Raw genomic sequence first — 19398 nt, forward strand, 5'->3', positions numbered from 1 at the left:
GGGTTAACCTTCTCGCCTTTTTTTATTTCGTTTTATATGTCCGGTTTAAGCTAATTGCTTATATAACGCGACAAGCAAAACCTTTTAGGTAGAAACCTTCAGGGTAAGCAGAATCAAGTGGGTGATCCGCTGCTTGTTCAAAACGTTCAATAAATTGAACAGTACGTTTTGCATCAAGAGCCGCATCAGCAACAATTTTTTGGAACAAACCTGTATCCATTAAACCAGAGCAAGAGTACGTTAATAGCGTGCCGCCTGGGTTCAAAATTTGCATCGCAAGCATGTTGATGTCTTTATAACCACGACATGCACCAACTAACTGATTTTTAGATTCAGCAAATTTTGGTGGATCCATAATAACAACATCAAACTTAGTGCCGTTATCACGGTATTCACGAAGCAATTTAAACACATCAGCGTTTAAAAATTCCGCTTTAGATAAGTCAAATCCATTAATTTCAGTATTGTTTTTCGCGTTGTCTAATGCCAGTTGAGATACATCAGCATTGATAACGTGTTTTGCTCCACCTTTAAGGGCGTATAGACCAAAACCACCAGTATAAGAGAAACAGTTCAGTACTGATTTATCTTTTACGTATTTGCACGAACGCTCACGGCTATCACGCTGATCAAGATAGAAGCCTGTTTTATGACCATTAACGATATCAACACTAATTTTTACGCCATTCTCTTCAATGATGACAGATTCAGGTGGCTCTTCACCGTGTAATACACCAGTGCGTTGTTTTAGACCTTCTTTTTTACGAACAGAAACATCAGAACGCTCGTAAATATTACAGTCTGGGTAACATTCAATTAAGGCTTCAACTAATTGATCTTTGTTTGCTTCTGCGCCAGCACTTAATAATTGGCAAACAAAATAGTTTTGGTAACGGTCAATCGTAATACCTGGTAGGCCATCTGATTCAGCCGCGATTAAACGATAACCCGTTAACCCTTCACGCTCAGAAAGAATATCGCGTAAACCTTGTGCTTGGTTTAGTTTGCGAACAAAGAAATCTTTATCAATTGCTTCATTTTTGTCAAAAGTCCAAACACGAGCACGGATTTGAGATTGAGGAGAAAAAGCACCACGAGCAAGCCACTCACCGCTGTTTGAATAGATTTCTACTGTTTCACCAAGCTCTGGTTTGCCGTCCATTTTTTCAATGCCGCGAGAGAAAATCCAAGGGTGACGACGACGTAATGCTTTGTCACGTCCTTTTACAAGGTAAATTGAAACAGTCATATTGATGCTCTGATGAGTTAATTAGGGGGCTATTCTCTTTGAAGTCACAAGGAAAAGCAAATAAGAAAGAATGAAGACGATAATAATGCGAAAGAGGAAGGAATAGGACGAAGAGGCCATAAAAAGAATGCAGTAATAAAATAAATTATTACTGCATGATATTAAGGCTATTGAAAGGTAAGAATCGATCCGGTTTACGCTTTTAGTCCATTTAGAAGCAATTCTAAATCTTGTCCTTTTAAACGTAATTGTTCGATGTTGGATTCTGAATTCTTGATCATTTGATGAACTTGATTTGATTGAGTTCGAACGTCTTCAACGGTCGCTGCGATACTTGAGGCGACTTCACCTTGTTGTGTCGCTGCGGTTGCGATTTCATTGTTACTTTGTGCAATCGTGTGGTTACGGTCAGCAATATTCGCAATGTCGTTGTGTACTTCGTGCATCAATTTTTGACCAGTTTCTGCATTACTTACCGTATTTGATGTTAACGTTAGCAATGATTTACTGTTATTTTGAAGCGCTTCAATCATGGTTTGGATCTCAACGGTGGCTTGTTGAGTACGGCTTGCCAGTGTTCTTACTTCATCTGCAACCACCGCAAAACCTCGTCCTTGTTCACCAGCTCGAGCGGCTTCTATCGCGGCATTCAATGCTAATAAATTGGTTTGTTGTGAAATACCATTAATGGTCGTGACGACTTCATCAATTTTTGCAGCATTGTTATCTAATTCTTGCACAGCATGCGCTGCCTGATTAATTTCTTCAGACAAGGCTTGAATTGCTTGTACTGCTGAATCGACTTGAGATTGACCAAGGCGAGCAGAATCCATTGCATCCGTTGATTGAGAAGAAGCTTCATGGGTGTAATTGGCCACTTCTTGAATTGATGTTGCCATCTCTTCGGTTGCACTTGACAGTAAATCGAGTTGAGCAAGTTGCTTGTCTGAAGCATCAGAGCTTTTGTGGCTATTTTGACTTAACTCTGAACTCATTTGTTGAATAAGAGCGACAGACTCTTGCATTGCCAACACCAATTTTTGCTCACGATCAGCGAGCTTATCAATGGTCATGGCAATCGTACTGAATTCGTCTCTTACAGGAAAGAAGTTCAAACGTTGTGTTAAATCACCCGATTCCAATGTTTCTAATGAGCGATTCATGGTAAACATGGCACCACCAATAAACGTCATGATGTAATAAACACCAATTGCCATCATCAGTAAAATCGCCGTTAAAATGGATATTTGAAGTGTGGTTAATGAAGACCATAAGGTGATGTCTGAATTCGCACTAATGGTATAATTACCGGAATTTATATAGGCACTGTGTTCACCAGTATTAACGGTAAATTCAGCAGATTGAGATAATAAAGTTACCGCTTCTTCGCGAGATATGTTTTGTTGATCTAACACAGAGGCAACGAATTGGACTTCGTGCTCAAGAGTTTCGGCCATCATGGTATTCGCTGCCGAATTCATAATAAAAGCTAAACTGATAAGAGCCAAAAGAGGTAAAAAGAAAAGGAGATAGAATTTTTCTTGGATTTTTAAGTGAATAAGATATTGGTCTATCCAACGGAATGCACTTTCTTTCATAATAAGTCCGTATAATATGAGGTAAGCGCGCATAATATCTTATGATTAAGAATTTCTTATTATAATCAGCATTTATAGGTGAACTATGTCACAAAAATCGTTTAAATTTTCAGTGAAGGGAAAGGTACAAGGGGTTGGCTTTCGCTTTCATACTGCACATGAGGCAATAAAGTTAGGATTAACGGGCTATGCACGTAATCAACAAGATGGTTCTGTTGACGTACTTGCCTGCGGTGACGAAGACAATATTGAGAAACTAGCTATATGGCTAAAAAAAGGACCTCAGCTTTCAAGAGTGGATTCAATCGAGAAAGCTGCTGTAGAATGGCAAGAATTAAGCGATTTTAAAATGTACTAATCGTGCCTGAATTTATTGTTATAAGCATTTCGCAGGCTTTGGTAAGCCAGCCAGTTTTGTTGCTTGCTTCGCCGGGCCTAATTTGAATAACTGGAATAAATACTTACTGTTGCCTTTTTCTGGGCCGTGTTCTTTTTCCATTGCTTTAACAAGCATGCGAACCGCGGGTGAAGTTTTGAATTCTTCATAAAATGCACGAACAAAGCGAACGACTTCCCAATGTGCATCAGTCAGTTCAATGTTTTCTTCCTGTGCGAGAAATGGCACTAACTCTTCACTCCAATCAGTGTGATTCATTAAATACCCTTGAGCATCGCGTTCAATGTGCTTACCGTTAAATTCCATACAACTTATCTTAATGATGAGGACTGATGTATCAGTTTAGCAAACAGATCTCTATTCCGGCAATATAATCCCAATCGTTTACCATCGTTAATGTTCTTATCCCTATTAAACGCTTAACTCAATGGTTAATTTAATGCGAATAGCTTATTTGAGAGTGTTCATTTCTATTTATCTGAGTTGGCATAAGCGTGTATTTAGAAAGAAGATTATTACGCATAGGTAAAAGAGATTTTTACTCCTCTGCGGTCGATAAAGTAAAGAATGTGATAGAATTAGCGGAGTTAATGAATAATAAAAATTCAGTAGGATATATTTTGAGTCAATCAAATCAAAACTCAGCAGGTGCACTTAGAAAAGCACTGAGTGAATGTATGATCCGTGATCGTTTCCGCCTAAGCAAACGCATTCAAGGCGCATCACGCATTAAAAATGAAGAAGCAAGAAATGCGGTGTTTGATGAAATCGCATTAGACATCGCAAAATCAATGCAAATCGCGAATAACCGCGAAATGGATCGCCCAACAATCCAGTACCCAGAACAATTGCCAGTCAGTCAGAAAAAAGATGACATTGCTGAAGCGATTGCAAATAACCAAGTAGTTATTGTTGCCGGTGAAACTGGTTCGGGTAAAACCACTCAGTTACCAAAGATTTGTTTGGAATTAGGTCGTGGTAAGTTTGGTAATATTGGTCACACTCAGCCACGTCGCTTAGCGGCACGTTCAGTTGCGGATCGCATTGCCGAAGAAATGGAAACAGAGCTTGGTAGCCATGTTGGTTATAAAGTTCGATTCAACGATAAAGTATCAGAGCGTACGCAAGTTAAATTGATGACTGACGGTATCTTACTTGCTGAGATTCAAAGTGATCGTTATTTAAATCAATACGATACGATTATTATCGATGAAGCGCATGAGCGTAGTTTAAATATTGATTTTATCATGGGCTATTTACGTGAATTATTGCCAAAACGCCCAGATTTAAAAATCATCATTACGTCAGCAACCATTGATCCAGAACGCTTTTCAAAACATTTTAACAATGCACCTATCATTGAAGTATCGGGCCGAACCTTCCCGGTAGAAACGCGTTACCGTCCCATCGTTGAAGACGGAGATGATACTGACAGAGATCAATTAGAAGGCATTTTTGATGCAGTTGATGAACTGTGTGCAGAAGGGCTAGGGGACATTCTCTTGTTCATGACGGGTGAGCGAGATATTCGTGATACCGCAGAAGCGTTAGAGAAACGTAACTTACGAGACACTGAAATTGTGCCTCTATACGCACGATTGTCTTCTCAAGAGCAAAATCGAATTTTCCAGCCTCACGCTGGTCGTCGAATTGTATTGGCAACCAACGTGGCAGAAACGTCGTTAACCGTTCCTGGTATCAAGTATGTGATTGACCCAGGTACGGCCCGTATTAGTCGCTATAGTTACAGAACAAAAGTTCAGCGCTTGCCGATTGAAGCGATCTCTCAAGCCAGTGCGAATCAGCGTAAAGGTCGTTGTGGTCGTGTGTCGGAAGGTGTATGTATTCGTCTGTATTCAGAGGAAGACTTTGTTGCTCGCCCTGAATTTACCGATCCTGAAATTTTACGAACTAACTTAGCCTCTGTTATTTTACAAATGACGGCGTTAGGTTTAGGTGACATTCAAGCATTCCCATTTGTAGAAGCGCCTGATAATCGAAATATTCAAGATGGTGTGAAACTCCTTGAAGAGCTAGGTGCGATTAATGCTGAGATAAGTGATCCTAAAAAACGCTTAACGAAAGTCGGTCGTGAGTTGGCGCGTTTGCCTATCGATCCACGTTTGGCTCGAATGGTACTTGAAGCGCCGAATCAAAATGCATTGCAAGAAGTGATGATCATTGCGGCGGCACTATCGATTCAAGATCCACGAGAGCGTCCAAGTGATAAGAAACAAGCGTCGGATGAAAAGCACAAACGTTTTAATCATGAAGATTCTGATTTCTTAACATTTGTAAATATTTGGCAGTATGTAAAAGAGCAACAGAAAGAGCTATCTAGCAACTCGTTTAGAAAGCAATGTCGCAAAGATTACTTAAACTATTTACGTATTCGTGAATGGCAAGATGTGCATTATCAATTAACTCAAGTAATGAAAGAGCTTAATTATAAAGTGAATCAAGAGGCTGCAGGGTATCAAGGTGTTCATACCGCTATTTTAGCTGGCATGCTTTCTCATATTGGTCAAAAAGATCAAGAGAAGAATGAATACCAAGGTGCACGTAATGCACGCTTCCATATATTCCCAGGATCTGGTTTATTTAAAAAGCAGCCTAAATGGGCAATGGTGGCAGAGCTAGTTGAAACTTCAAAGTTATGGGGTCGAATTGTTGCAAAAATTCAACCTGAATGGATTGAACCTCTAGCACCACATTTAATTAAACGCAGTTACAGCGAGCCACATTGGTCGAAAAAATCTGCCGCAGTTATGGCGTATGAGAAAGTGACTATTTACGGCATTCCAATTGTCGTGAAGCGTCAAATTAACTACGGTACGATTGATGCGCCAGTGTGTCGTGAAATCTTTATTCGCTCAGCGTTAGTTGAAGGGGATTGGAATACGAATCATAAGTTCTTTAAGCAGAACCGTAAATTGTTGCAAGAAGTTGAAGAGCTAGAGCATAAATCTCGTCGTCGCGATCTATTGATTGATGATGATCAGCTTGCCGAATTTTATGACCAACGAGTAAATACGGATGTGGTTTCTGGCCGCCATTTTGACTCGTGGTGGAAAACCGCCCAAAAAGAGACACCAGATTTACTTAATTTTGAAAAAGAGATGTTGTTCCGCAATGATGCAAGTCATGTGACGGATCTTGATTATCCAAATTTCTGGCATCAAGGTAACCTAAAGCTGAAGCTAAGCTATCAATTTGAACCGGGACAAGATAGTGACGGTGTCACGGTTCACGTGCCGTTACCGATTTTAAATCAAGTGACGACCGAAGGGTTTGATTGGCAGATCCCCGGTTTACGTCATGAAATGATCGTTGCTTATATTAAATCGTTACCAAAAACACTTCGTCGTAACTTTGTGCCTGCGCCAAATTATGCTGATGCATTTTTATCACGTATAACACCATTTGATATGCCATTACTCGACAGCCTTGAAAAAGAGCTGCGTAGAATGACAGGTGTTGCTGTATTGCGTGAAGATTGGAAACTAGAACAAATCCCTGATCACTTGAAGGTGACTTACAGAGTGGTTGATCACCATAACCGTAAGTTAAAAGAAAGTCGTGATCTTTACGATTTAAAAGATGGCTTAAAAGATAAAGTACAAGAAACGTTATCTCAGGTCGCTGATGACGATATTGAGCAAGCGGGTTTAAAAACGTGGAGCTTTGGTGAACTACCTGCACTTTATACTCAGAAACGTGGTGGCTTTGAAGTTAAGGCGTACCCTGCGATTGTAGATAGTAAAGACAGTGTTGGGATTAAGTTGTTTGAAACAGAAGAAGAACAACATAATGCAATGAAAGCAGGGCAACGCCGATTGATCTTGTTGAATGTTCCGTCACCGATTAAATATTTACGTGACAACTTGCCAAACAAGTCAAAATTAGGCCTATACTTCAATCAGTATGGTCGAGTCTTGGACTTAATTGATGATTGTATTGCGTGTGGCGTTGATAAATTAATTGACGATAAAGGTGGCCTTGTTTGGGAACCTGAAGCGTTTGATAATATGAAAGAACACATTCGAGCGGAACTGGGCGATACGGTTGTGGAGATCGCTAAATTAGTCGAAACGATTTTAACGACGGCTTTCCAAATACAGAAGAAGCTAAAAGGTCGTGTTGATCTAAGTATGGCGTTTGCGTTGTCTGATATTAAATCTCAAATTGAAAACCTGATTTTTAAAGGCTTTGCAACAGAATGTGGTTGGAAGAGATTGACGGATATCCATCGTTATATGAAAGCGATCGAGCGTCGAATGGAGAAGTTACCGATTGATCCAACTCGAGATCGTGCTCATTTATTGAAAGTTGACAGTGTTAATAATGAATACAAAGAATTGTTAAACAAGATCCCGAAAGGGCAGCCAATACCCGATAAAGTAAAAGACATTCGTTGGATGATAGAAGAGCTTAGAGTGAGTTATTTTGCTCAACAACTTGGTACACCATACCCTGTTTCGGACAAACGAGTGAAAAACGCCATTGCTGATTGTTAGTGTATAGAATAATATATAACAATATCGGCATACAATTTGCTTTAATATAATTAATATTAAAAAGAGCGGCAAAGATTGCCGCTCCCTTTTGAAAATAGGATTGAAAATGAAAAAGACACTTTTAGCGTTAGTTCTAGCGAGCGTTTCTACAACAGCGGCTGCTGATTCTTGGATTTACGCTGGTGCACAAGTGGGTTCAGCTGATTACAGAGGCGAAAGTTCAACAGTATACGGTGCGCACGTTGGTACTGGTATTTTGCCTTTCATCGGTGTTGAAATGGGTGCTTGGAACCTAGGTTCTTACGATTACGGTAGCCAATCAACAGATGTAACGTCTGTAAACTTTGCAATTAAGCCAAGTATCGATTTCGGTCCTTTACATGTTTACGGTAAAGCAGGCATGCACAGCTGGGAAGCTGATGGTTACCGTAAAGATGACGGTGTTGATCCATTCTTTGGTTTAGGTGTTGAATACAATATCTTCCCAATGTTCACTGTTGGTGCTGGTTATAACAACTTCACAGTAGGTGACGAAAACATTGATTTCGCTTCACTTAACCTAACGGTTCATTTCCTATAATCACAACATTGTTTGTTTTTATTTGAAATAGAGAGATACAAAAATGGCGACCAATGCGGTCGCCATTTTTATTAGTAATCAATAGAATCGTTAGTTACGATTATTGGTATTAATCAACCAGTTGATACTGCTCTTTTAATACTTTAATTATTTCTGCTTTTGGATTATCACTTAACATAATTGGCGCACCAGTGATTTTAGCTGCAATGTCTAAGTATGTTTTTGATAAGTCCATCATTGCTTCGAGTGGCAATGAGTTCTCAGTTGCTAACGCAAAGCGCTCATTCATACGGTTCTTATTCAAAAGAATGTCAGGTTCAGGGAAGTGGTTCAACAAGAACTGACGGAAACCTTCTTTTGAATTTTCAATAATATGACCAGAACGGTAGGCGTTTTTATCCCAAATACGTGATGAATCAGGCGTACCAACTTCATCCATGTAAATTAATTTTTCGTTGCCTTGTGCGTCATTAACATAACCAAACTCAAATTTTGTATCAACAAAAATTTGGTCAATGTCATTTAAGGCTTTAGAGATAACCGCAAAACCTTCTTTTAACAGTTTTTCGTATAAGGCGATATCTTCAATCGAAGAGAAGTTGAAAGCATTAAAATTGTTTTCAATGTCCTTACGGGTAATGTTTACATCATCAACTTCAGGAACACCTTCAATGCCTTTTAAAACGCCTTTTGTTGATGGCGTTAATAAAAGATCAGCCAGTTCTTCGTCTTTTTCTAGGCGTTCAGGGATCTGAATACCACAGAATTCACGTTCACCATTGGTGTAAGCGCGCCACATTGAACCCGTAATGTATTGACGGCAAATCGCTTCAATCATGACTGGTTTTGCTTTTTGAACAATCCAAACAAATGGATGAGGAATATCTAAAATATGGCTATCCGCTAAATTATTATCTTTAAATAATTGGAACCAATGGTTAGAGATAGCATTTAGAGCCGCGCCTTTCCCCGGAATCCCTTTAAGTCCGCCTTCACCGTGCCAAATACAATCAAATGCTGAGATGCGGTCACTGATCACCATAATAGCAAGAGGGGCGTCAGGTGCCACGTTATAGCCTTTCTCTTTGATAAGACGACGGCTATCTTCCTCTGTTAACCAATAAACTGAACGGACTTTACCGCTATGCACCGGCTTGTCCGTACGGATTGGTAAATCATCATTCACGGCAAGTACTTGTTCGGAAAGGCTCATTATAGAATTCCTATATAAACTTATGTGTAAAAACAGAGAGCATCATACCAGAACTCTGGAGCTCTGCCAGTATAAAAAGCAAACGATTGCTTTTTATGCTTGTTTTTTTCTATTGTCGAAAGGATGTTGAGCAATAGAGTCGGTATCAGTTACACTGTCTGATTAAGAAAAAATAGTTTAAAAGAGGCTAAAATGTCATCAAATAAATTACTAGCAATGGCGATGCTATTCGTATCAAACAGCAGTTTCGCTAGCATGTGTCCAGTGACGATCGAAAACGATGTTTTGTTAACTCCTAAAGGAGAAATAAAAGTCGAAAAAGCGCAAGATAAATTACGCATTGATGGCAATGGTAACGTATTTGTTAATGGTGATAAGTTAGCGCTTTCTTCAGAGCAAAAACAAGCGATCGAAGAATATCAGAAGCAGGTGTCTGGCTATATTCCAGAAGTGGTTGATTTTACAGATAAAGGCATTCTTGCTGCTCAAGATTTTGTTAGCGAAATTGAAACGTCATTTAATGCAGAAGGATCATTTGATTCTGTTAAAACGAAAATTAATGATTACGGTGATGTTGCAAAACAAAAATTCTATCGTGGCAAAGATATGATGCTAGAGCATGACTTCTTTAAAGAAGTGGATACGTCATGGAAGCAAGATTTTGAGGTCATGATTAAGAGCTTAGACAAAGAATTGTTTGCAAGCGTGTTTAACTCTTTGTCAGATAAAATGCAGAATGGCGAACTTAATTTCACAGAGTTACAGCAACAATTTGTTGATGTTCAATCGTCAATTAAGATGAAGATGGAAGAACATAAAGTCGATATTAAGAAAGATGCGCAACATTTATGTGATTCTGCAAAAGACATTGCGATGGACGAAGAGCAACTACATAAAATTGTTCCTGAGCTACAGTTGTATCCAATGTTTTCTATTTAGTGTTAATTCATCGAATAAATAGTGATGAATGACGGCCCCTTATTTATATAAAAAGACGAGTAAACACATGTTAACTACCTATCAAAATATTATGTTCTCTAAAACAGTATGCCCATTTTGTGTTAAAGCCAAAGCGATTTTGGACGATAAAGGCATTAAGTATAAAGTATTAACCGTTGGTGTTGATTTAAGCAAAGAAGAAATGGTTGGCTTGATCCAAGATAAAGAGGGCATTTTAGTTAATACTGTGCCTCAGATCTTCCTTGATGGTAAATTTGTTGGTGGTCATGACGATTTAGTGGCGCTTTTTGAACGTCAAGACACCGACATGGATTTAGATGATTTTGAACTGTAGAATGTCGTTCAATTAAATACGAAATAAAGTCACAACAAGATTTTTTGTTGTGACGATATAATATATAAGAGTGATGAATATGTGGGCTTCTCTTTTAACTTTAATACAGGATGACGGCACAGTAGTGTTATGTTTTCCTGATAGCTTTCAGCCGGATGCTGAACCCACCTTAAAAGGGTTTAAAGATTCTTTAGAAGAGATTGGGGCATTGGATTTTTTCTTTGATGAAAAAATCATAATGACGATCATTAACGATGTTAAAAGTGGCATCGTTGCTCATCACCAAAATAGAAAAATTGCAGAACGTCGTAATGCCGAAGTGTTCCTTGCTGTAGAAGAGCGCGATATGAAAGCAACGATGTCTGTTATTGGTGCCTATGGTGGTCGAGATGTACAAAGTACGGACATCATAGCGGCATTAACCAGCATGGAAGTGACTCGCGGTATCAGTCGAAATGCCTTAAAGAAAATAATGGTACTAGGTCGAAACTTAGCTGCTGGAGAGCGAATTTCTCAATTGGTCGCAAAAGGCAAAGAGCCTATTGATGGTTCTAACGCTATTTTTACTGCACTGGTTGAAGATTTTCGTGAACAAGCTTTACAGCCTCAAGAGAAAGAGGGTGAAGAAGATAAAGTTGATATGCGCGATCTTGGTGAGACAATCACGGTGGTTGAAGGTGATGAATTAATCCGTCGAACGCCTCCCACAAAAGGCATTGATGGTTTTACTGTAAAAGGTGAAGTGATTCATGCGACGGCAGGAAAAAACAGCAAATTACGAGCAGGAAAAGGTGCGGGGATTTCTCCTCAAGATCCTGAATTGTTAATTGCAACAACCTCTGGCATGCCTTGGGTAAATGCAGAAGGTGCTGAAGTTGATAATGCGCTTTGTTTAAATGCGGTTGATATCTCAACGGGCCATGTCAAGTTTAAAGGGTGCGTGATTATCAGTGGTGATATTGCACCGGAGATGATTGTTAGAGCGACAGGCAGTATTACCGTTGGCGGGTTTATTGAATCTGCAGATGTGCAAGCTCATGGTGATATTATTGCGATGAAAGGGATCATTGGTCATCAAGTAGAAGCTGGTGAGGACTACTCTTGTTTTGTTAAAGCCGGTGGTAAAATAACGGCTAAGTTTGTTCAATCGGCTAATTTACAAGCGTCTGGCGATATTGAGTTAGGTTTACACGCCATTCAGAGTTTTATAAAAAGTAAAAATGCAGTTTCCGTAATGGATAGCTCTGGGCGTAATGGCTCTATTGTTGGTGGAGAGATTTATGCAGGTTCTACAATTACAACTGTGAATCTTGGGGCTACCGCTGGCACTGAAACGTTAGTAAAAGCATTTACACGTTTTGATAAATACAAAGAAAACATTGCAGATTTAAATGCGAAATATAAAGCAGCGCAAGAAAACACAATGAAAGTCGTTCGTGCTGAAATGGAGCTAGCAAAGATCCCTAAATCAGAAAGAACAGAAGAACAGACAACGCGTGTTAAAACGATGAAAGAAGAATCAAGTAAAGAGATAACACAATCAATGACTCGATTCCAATCAGCAGAAGAAGAGCTAAGAAAGCAATTAGCAGAGAACGTTGTTAAAGTTACTGAGCGAGTGTACCCAAGAGTGACCATTCAATACTCAGATGAACAAGTCACAACGAAACGTGAACATAGTCCATGTAAAATATATTTTAATGAATATGAAATTAAGATAGATCCGATTATCTCAAAAAATCCCCATTTAATGGACAGTTAATTCAATATTAACGATAAAAATAATAATAAAGTCGCTCATTGTAGCGGCTTTTTTGTTGCCAAAATGTATGTGTGTAAACCATGTGTTATCACTATGATAACGATAAGAGTTGATAATTCCTAACTGTGATCTGCATCGATTTTTCTACTTGCGATAGGCTTAATATTGGGGATACTTATAATAGTTAGTTTGAAAATCGTGCTTTTCAATAGGATGTTGAAGGTCGATGTTGGAATATATCGAGGGCAATTATGAGTAATGTTATTGAGTTTAATTATGGTTCATTTCTCGTTGACTCAAGTAATCAAAAATGGACGTTTTCTCAAGCGTTAAAAAGTATTATTCCCACGTTCGGAACAGTTTGGAATGCATCTGTACATGACAAAACACCATTAAAAGAACGATTACGTTTAGAAGCATTAAACGTACTCTCGACACACATAAATGATGAATCGAATATTATTCGGTTAATCCGTTTAGCTCGAATTGAAGGTATTTCTGATTTGAGAGTCATGCTTCCTTATTCTTTAGATGAAGAGCAGATCAACTATATCCTTGCAAATACACACACGACTATTTCCCAGAAGGGAGAAGGGATTGATCTTCTTATCATTCATCTTAAAGAAAAAGAATAAAGGTTAATGTAAAATTGTTAATTTTCGATTTAATGTTAACCATTGTTCATCTGTAAAATAATAGCAATTATTGTTTGATATAATGGCACTTGCGGTGCCTAATTGTTGAGCTTTATTGATTGTTTCTTGCTCTGTTAAATTACTTGAAGCCTTTAAGCGGATGAGTCTGTTTAACTCAACCCCATTTTGTAATAACACATCACAGCTCGGCATCATCGTATTTGCTGTAATAAAGATCCATTTCTTCTGTTTAGATAAACTTTTAAGTAATTGAATGAAGTGCTGCTCGCATTGTTCATTAGTCTCTTGCGCGATGTGAGAAATACGCTGTGCAATATGTTGCGCGTATGAGTTTGAGCGAGTTGTGAATGCCATCGTTACGTTCATAATATTTACCTGTTTATCCATACAGTGTGTATTTATACAGTACTTTTATTTTGATTAACGATCAAGCTATTTTTGATTTTTTAATCGATTTATACACTCGTGAAGTAGAGCTAAGCCAAAGAAAATAGCCAATAGCTAAGCAGGGTAGGCTTTTAATCAAACAGAATGTGTTTCATTTGGTATCATAGAAAGCATACGAGTTTAAAACTGATAGAAACTAAATTATGTATGAGACGTCATTGCTAGAACCCATTTATGCATTTCTACACTGTGAAACGCCTGATGAATGGATTGATGAAGCGAAGAAGCCAGAGAATTTATCGATTATTCTTCGTGATCATTTATTGTGTGAATTGAAAGCGGCACAAAGTGCGATGTATTTAATTCGTAAATACGCAGTAGATAAAGAGAGTGCAGCCACGTTATTGGAATGGTTTAAACCTTATGAAGAATTCGTTTATAAGAAAGTAGGATCATTAGAGAGCTTGAAAGGCAAAAGTAATATATCAAAACGTATTACGGCACGGGCAGATGCAGTTTATAGCCAAGAGCTTATTGATAAAATGGTGTTATTGATAAAAGAAGAATTGCATCATTTTTATCAAGTGCTAGAGATAATGGAAGAACGGAATATCCCCTATGAAGCAATTACAGCCAGTCGTTATGCTAAAGGGATGCTAAGTAATATTATTACTCATGAACCGCATACGCTTATCGACAAGCTTATTATTGGTGCTTTTATAGAGGCACGTTCATGTGAACGTTTTGCTAAGTTGGCACCTTATTTAGAAGATGATTTGGCTAAATTTTATATTTCACTATTACGTTCAGAATCTCGTCATTATCAAGATTATCTTTCCTTGGCAGAACAAATTTCAGGGGGGGATATCAGTAAGAGAGTTGCTGTTTTCGCAAAAGCTGAAGCCGATTTAATTCAGTCACCAGATCATGATTTTAAATTTCATAGCGGAAAACCAATAATAATAAATTAATAATCTTATTGTTATTAATAAATAACAGATAATAAAAAAGGTCGCATTGTGCGACCTTTTTTATTTGATGTATGTTTCGGCCATTAGCGTGTGGTTATTACCATTTCTTTTTCGGTTGAAATAAGACATCAATCTCATCATCTTTATTTTTATCTAATTGGTCTTGAAGTTCTTTATCTTGTTTTCTCTTTGTTTTGTTATTCAATTCATCAAGCATATCTTGCAGTTGAGTTCGTGCTTTATTTGAATAACCATCATTTTTACTTGATAGGGCATCAATCCCTTTTTTAAGTAATTGACGAGCAGTACCTGCTTGGCCACGTTGAGTTGCTTCTTTGGCTCGCTTTACTACGTTTTCGATATTAATTCGAACTTGAATTGATTCAAGACGCGCGTTTTCAGCAACAAAGACTTGGGTATTTACACGGCCTTTTTTATGTTCCGCACGAAGCGTATCTCGTAAACGTTTAACTAACTTCAACATAACGATGGCTTGTTTATCATTGCTTGGCACTTTGAAATTCGTGCTGTCGCCGCCAGTATAATTTGTTTTTAGCTGTTGAAGTTGTTGTTCCATGTTTTCAATGCGCGCAGGGTACGAACGATCAGTGGGTGATAATTCAGCTATTGAGCGTAAAGCGTCTAGAATTCGTTGATTTAAGCAGACTAATAACTCTTTACTGTAAGGTAAATGGTGGGCATTACTGATTAACTCTTCGGTAGAATCAATAATCATCATGTGTTTTGCAGATTCTTGTTTTTTAGCGGATTCAATTTTTGTTCTGTACTGAACAATAACATTATAGCCAATAATCAAGGTTAGTAGAATTGCAAACAGTCCAACAATAAGAGCAATATTCATAGTTTAATCATACATCCAGTAGTAATAGTTGCCAGTGTAACACCTTGTAAACTAAATGAATAGAAGGCGGCTAACTCCAAATAACAAATTAGCGCAAAGGGCTTTTAGATACTAGGAGTACATTAAGATTTATCGACATGGGATGGTATTTCTTTAATGAATTGTTATTAAACAAAAATTAAAGTTGATAAGGCTTTGAAAATAGGACTAAATAAGGATATAACTATATCGAATAAGTGACATAATTTTCGATGTAAAGGATTACAGGAATAAAATAATGAAATTACAACAACTGAAATACATTGTTGAAGTGGTTAATCACAGCCTTAATGTGTCTTCAACCGCAGAATCTTTGTATACCTCTCAGCCTGGTATTAGTAAGCAAGTTCGATTGTTAGAAGATGAACTGGGTGTGCAAATCTTTGAACGAAGTGGCAAGCACCTTACTCGAGTTACGCCATCGGGTGAAGAGATCGTAAAAATATCTCGCGAGATTTTATCCCGAGTTGACAGTATCAAAGCGGTGGCTGGTGAGCATACTCACCCAGAGAAAGGGTTGTTGAACATTACGACGACACATACTCAGGCTCGTTATGCTTTGCCGGATGTGATTAAAGGTTTTACTTCTCGTTATCCTCAAGTTTCTTTGCATATGCACCAAGGCACGCCAACGCAAATGTCAGATGCAATTGCAAAGGGCACGGCGGATTTTGCAATTGCAACAGAAGCGCTTCATTTATATCACGATGCCATTATGTTGCCTTGTTATCACTGGAACCGCTCGATAGTAGTAAATAAAGATCATCCACTGGCACAGAAAAAACACGTGACAGTTCAAGATCTTGCTGCTTATGAATTGGTTACTTATGTGTTTGGTTTTACTGGACGCTCGGAGTTAGACAGTGCGTTTAATAAAGCAGGGTTAACACCTAAAATTGTCTTTACGGCTACCGATGCTGATGTCATTAAAACTTATGTTCGTTTAGGTATTGGTGTTGGTGTTATAGCAAGCATGGCAATGGATCCTGAAAGAGATTCAGATCTAGTTGCTATAGATGCAAGTCATATATTTGATGCAAGTACAACAACGATTGGCTTTAAGCGTGGTTCATTCCTAAAGAGTTATATGTATGACTTTATGGAACGTTTTGCACCACATCTCACTCGCCCAATCGTAGAACAAGCAACCATGCTTAAAAATAATTATGAAATAGAAGAGATGTTTAAAGACATTAACCTTCCTGTCCGTTAAGATCGCCTCGATTTAATTTCTAGGGTGTCATCGGATGCAATCTCAGTTTTTACATATCGACCGTTTGTTAACTCAGACGGTCTTTTTTTGGCAATTTTCTGCGTTTCATTGCGCTGATTATCCATGGAGAGAATCACACCCAACACTTGTTGAATGGTTAGAGTCACTTTCTTTAGAAGAAATACGACACCTAAAAAACACCCCCTTAGCGCTTGCGCTTGCATTATCTCACTATATTCCTGAAGTAACGGAATTATCTCATTTTACTCAATTTCCTCTTTTGGCTGCGCCATCACAATGCATACCTAAAGGATTTAATTCAGGAATAAATGGTCGTAAGTGGCAGCAAATAACCAATTTAAGTGCGTTAAGTTCTGATTTTTACTCTCCAGAGTCTGAATGGCTAGAGTGGTGCGGTGGTAAAGGCTATTTAGGTAGAGTATTAAGCTCTACAACGAATAAAAAAGTAACTACATTAGAATGGCAACAAGAGCTCTGTGATAGCGGCCAACATTATGCAGACAATCATTCCCTTTCTATGCGTTTTATTCAAGGGGATGCGTTATCTAAACAAGCATATTCATTGATTAAACCTCAACAACATGCGGTTGCTTTGCATGCTTGTGGTGATTTGCATTTGAGTTTAATCGAAGCAGGCATAGAGAATAACATTGAGGCATTGACGATTGCGCCTTGCTGCTTTCATTTAACTGAAAATGAAGAATACCGCCCATTATCTTTCTCTGCTCAAGATTCATTATTACGATTAAGCCGTGTTGATTTGCGTTTACCATTGCAAGAAACGGTGGTTGCAGGGAAGCGAACGCAACATCATCGTGAACAAGAGATGTGTTTTCGTTTAGGGTTTAATGAATTACAAAAATGGGTAACAGGAAGTTCGGAATATATTACGGTTCCGAGTATTAAAAAATCACTACTTGCCGAAGGGTTTGAAGCGTTTTGCCATTGGGCTGCGGCGCACAAAGGCATTAAGCTAGTAGATAATATTGATTATTCAATCTGGTTAGAGAAAGGAGAGGCTGCTTTTATTCTGATGGAAAAATGTGACCTTGTTCAGCATCTTTTTAAAAGACCATTAGAAATGTGGTTGTGTTTTGATAGAGCGTTGTATTTAGAAGAGTCAGGTTATGAAGTAAGAATTGGGGAGTTTTGTTTGAAAGAAGAAACGCCAAGAAATATCGTGATCCAAGCAAAGTTAGGATGAGAGCCACTCCTGTCATTATCTATTCATTTTTATTGGTTGAATGATAATAAAAAAAGGCGCTAAATACCTTGTTTACACAAACGTATTTAGCGCCTTTTTTGATATTTACTCATCGTTAGACTTAAAGAACAGCAGCAATGCCTTTACATAATGGCAGCATGTTGTCTTTCGTCATACCAGCAACACTGATTCGACCTGAACCAACGATGTAAATTGCAAACTCATCTTTTAGGCGATTCACTTGTTCTTTAGATAGACCAGAGAAAGAGAACATGCCATTTTGACGTTCAATAAAGCTGAAATCAGCGTCTACGCCTTGCTCTTTTAGAGTCGTAACAAACAGAGTTCGCATCTCTTGAATACGAGCTCGCATTTCTTGTACTTCTTGCTCCCACTCAGTACGCAACGCATCATCATTTAAGATGTAAGTAACGACAGCGGCACCATGAGCTGGTGGGTTAGAGTAAATAGAGCGAATAATTGCTTTCACTTGTGAGAACGCAGTAACAGAAACTTCAGGGTCTTTAGCTACCAGCGTAAATGCACCGACACGTTCATTGTATAAACCGAAGTTTTTAGAGAACGAACTCGCAACAAGTAATTCTGGGCAGTATTGAGCAAAAGTACGAAGACCAGAAGCATCTTCTTCAACGCCTTTAGCAAAACCTTGGTACGCAAAATCAAACAGTGGTAATAATCCTTTATTTGCACATAATTTTGCTAGTTCTTCCCATTCAGCATCTGTTGGATCAATACCTGTTGGGTTGTGACAACATCCGTGCAGTAATACAACATCACCAGATTCTGCTTGTTGTAAATCTGCCATCATTGCAGCAAAATCTTTCGATTTAGTTTCTGCGTTGTAGTAGCTGTATTGTGCAGTTTCGATACCAGCAGCAGTAAATACACCAATGTGGTTTGCCCATGTTGGGTTACTGATCCAAATTTTCACATCGCCTAATTGGCGTTTAATAAATTCACCAGCTACACGAAGTGCACCAGTACCACCAGGCGCTTGTGCTGTTTGAGTGCGTTTTTCTGTAATGACATCAGCGTTATTGCCAAACAACAGTTTTTGAACAGCTAGGCCGTATTCTGCAGTACCTTGGATGGTTAAATATGACTTTGTTTTTTCAGTATCAAGCAATACAGCTTCTGCTTTTTTTACTGTTTTCAATACTGGAGTCTGACCCGCTTCGTTCTTATAAATACCAACACCTAAGTTGATTTTTTCAGCACGAGGGTCATTTTTAAATTCATCAGTTAGGCCAAGAATTGGATCAGCTGGAGCGGCAGAGATTTTTTCAAACATAGTCATCATCCATGGTGAGATTAAAATAAAAAGTTTAAGAACGGTTTAGTTATTTATACCCGTTTACCTTGTAAGTTTGCAACGATTAGATAACGAAAAAAGTGATTTTTAATCGTAAAAAGG

General features: G+C 38.4%; 17 protein-coding genes. 10 read left to right on the forward strand and 7 right to left on the reverse strand.

From position 1 onward, the window contains the following. Positions 1-58: 58 nt before the first annotated feature. Both A6E04_RS04260 and A6E04_RS04265 read right to left on the reverse strand, forming a co-directional pair. Complete coding sequence (locus A6E04_RS04260; RefSeq protein ID WP_017021260.1) at positions 59-1249, reverse strand: class I SAM-dependent methyltransferase; 1191 nt, start codon at positions 1247-1249, stop codon at positions 59-61. A 194-nt stretch (positions 1250-1443) separates the two neighbouring features. Further along, entirely contained in the window at positions 1444-2847 is a 1404-nt protein-coding gene (locus A6E04_RS04265) for a methyl-accepting chemotaxis protein (RefSeq protein ID WP_017021261.1), read from the reverse strand. Positions 2848-2932: 85 nt separating this feature from the next. Between A6E04_RS04265 and yccX the strand changes: the two genes are divergently transcribed. Further along, positions 2933-3205, forward strand: coding sequence for an acylphosphatase (gene yccX / locus A6E04_RS04270; protein WP_017021262.1), 273 nt, complete (start codon positions 2933-2935; stop codon positions 3203-3205). An 18-nt stretch (positions 3206-3223) separates the two neighbouring features. Here yccX and A6E04_RS04275 read toward each other — a convergent pair whose 3' ends face one another. Beyond that, entirely contained in the window at positions 3224-3550 is a 327-nt protein-coding gene (locus tag A6E04_RS04275; RefSeq protein ID WP_017021263.1) for a TusE/DsrC/DsvC family sulfur relay protein, read from the reverse strand. A gap of 284 nt (positions 3551-3834) precedes the next feature. On the opposite strand from A6E04_RS04275, the gene hrpA reads away from it, so the two are divergent. Next, positions 3835-7761 (forward strand): ATP-dependent RNA helicase HrpA, encoded by a 3927-nt coding sequence (gene hrpA / locus A6E04_RS04280; RefSeq protein WP_280513398.1) that lies wholly within the window; start codon positions 3835-3837, stop codon positions 7759-7761. 106 nt (positions 7762-7867) lie between these two features. Continuing rightward, positions 7868-8341 (forward strand): outer membrane beta-barrel protein, encoded by a 474-nt coding sequence (locus A6E04_RS04285; protein ID WP_023603452.1) that lies wholly within the window; start codon positions 7868-7870, stop codon positions 8339-8341. A 109-nt stretch (positions 8342-8450) separates the two neighbouring features. On the opposite strand, the gene A6E04_RS04290 is transcribed toward A6E04_RS04285, so the two are convergent. Then, positions 8451-9554: a phosphoribosylaminoimidazolesuccinocarboxamide synthase gene (locus A6E04_RS04290; RefSeq protein ID WP_065610088.1), complete on the reverse strand. Its 1104-nt coding sequence runs from the start codon at positions 9552-9554 to the stop codon at positions 8451-8453. A 192-nt stretch (positions 9555-9746) separates the two neighbouring features. On the opposite strand from A6E04_RS04290, the gene A6E04_RS04295 reads away from it, so the two are divergent. The 4 genes from A6E04_RS04295 (at position 9747) to A6E04_RS04310 (ending at position 13245) form a co-directional block, all read left to right on the forward strand. Next, positions 9747-10493, forward strand: coding sequence for a DUF2884 family protein (locus tag A6E04_RS04295; protein ID WP_017021267.1), 747 nt, complete (start codon positions 9747-9749; stop codon positions 10491-10493). Positions 10494-10560: 67 nt separating this feature from the next. Beyond that, a complete protein-coding gene (locus tag A6E04_RS04300) occupies positions 10561-10848 on the forward strand; it encodes a glutaredoxin (RefSeq protein ID WP_026025374.1) in 288 nt (95 codons plus the stop codon). A gap of 79 nt (positions 10849-10927) precedes the next feature. Next, positions 10928-12610 (forward strand): flagellar assembly protein A, encoded by a 1683-nt coding sequence (locus A6E04_RS04305; RefSeq protein WP_026025375.1) that lies wholly within the window; start codon positions 10928-10930, stop codon positions 12608-12610. 251 nt (positions 12611-12861) lie between these two features. Continuing rightward, positions 12862-13245: a hypothetical protein gene (locus A6E04_RS04310; RefSeq protein ID WP_012550311.1), complete on the forward strand. Its 384-nt coding sequence runs from the start codon at positions 12862-12864 to the stop codon at positions 13243-13245. A gap of 3 nt (positions 13246-13248) precedes the next feature. Here A6E04_RS04310 and A6E04_RS04315 read toward each other — a convergent pair whose 3' ends face one another. Further along, a complete protein-coding gene (locus A6E04_RS04315; protein ID WP_026025376.1) occupies positions 13249-13632 on the reverse strand; it encodes a SulA-like leucine-rich domain-containing protein in 384 nt (127 codons plus the stop codon). Positions 13633-13856: 224 nt separating this feature from the next. Here A6E04_RS04315 and miaE point away from each other — a divergent pair, with 224 nt between their 5' ends. Next, complete coding sequence (gene miaE, locus A6E04_RS04320; protein WP_065610090.1) at positions 13857-14624, forward strand: tRNA isopentenyl-2-thiomethyl-A-37 hydroxylase MiaE; 768 nt, start codon at positions 13857-13859, stop codon at positions 14622-14624. Positions 14625-14721: 97 nt separating this feature from the next. On the opposite strand, the gene A6E04_RS04325 is transcribed toward miaE, so the two are convergent. Beyond that, complete coding sequence (locus A6E04_RS04325) at positions 14722-15486, reverse strand: hypothetical protein (RefSeq protein WP_012550309.1); 765 nt, start codon at positions 15484-15486, stop codon at positions 14722-14724. A 277-nt stretch (positions 15487-15763) separates the two neighbouring features. Between A6E04_RS04325 and cysB the strand changes: the two genes are divergently transcribed. Both cysB and A6E04_RS04335 read left to right on the forward strand, forming a co-directional pair. Next, positions 15764-16738 (forward strand): HTH-type transcriptional regulator CysB, encoded by a 975-nt coding sequence (cysB, locus tag A6E04_RS04330; RefSeq protein ID WP_017021271.1) that lies wholly within the window; start codon positions 15764-15766, stop codon positions 16736-16738. A 34-nt stretch (positions 16739-16772) separates the two neighbouring features. Then, positions 16773-17963, forward strand: coding sequence for a methyltransferase (locus A6E04_RS04335; protein ID WP_017021272.1), 1191 nt, complete (start codon positions 16773-16775; stop codon positions 17961-17963). A 121-nt stretch (positions 17964-18084) separates the two neighbouring features. Here A6E04_RS04335 and A6E04_RS04340 read toward each other — a convergent pair whose 3' ends face one another. After that, entirely contained in the window at positions 18085-19275 is a 1191-nt protein-coding gene (locus tag A6E04_RS04340; RefSeq protein ID WP_026025377.1) for an amino acid aminotransferase, read from the reverse strand. Positions 19276-19398: the final 123 nt, after the last annotated feature.

It is taken from the genome of Aliivibrio logei (assembly GCF_001691055.1).
Classification (GTDB): Bacteria; Pseudomonadota; Gammaproteobacteria; order Enterobacterales; family Vibrionaceae; genus Aliivibrio; species Aliivibrio salmonicida.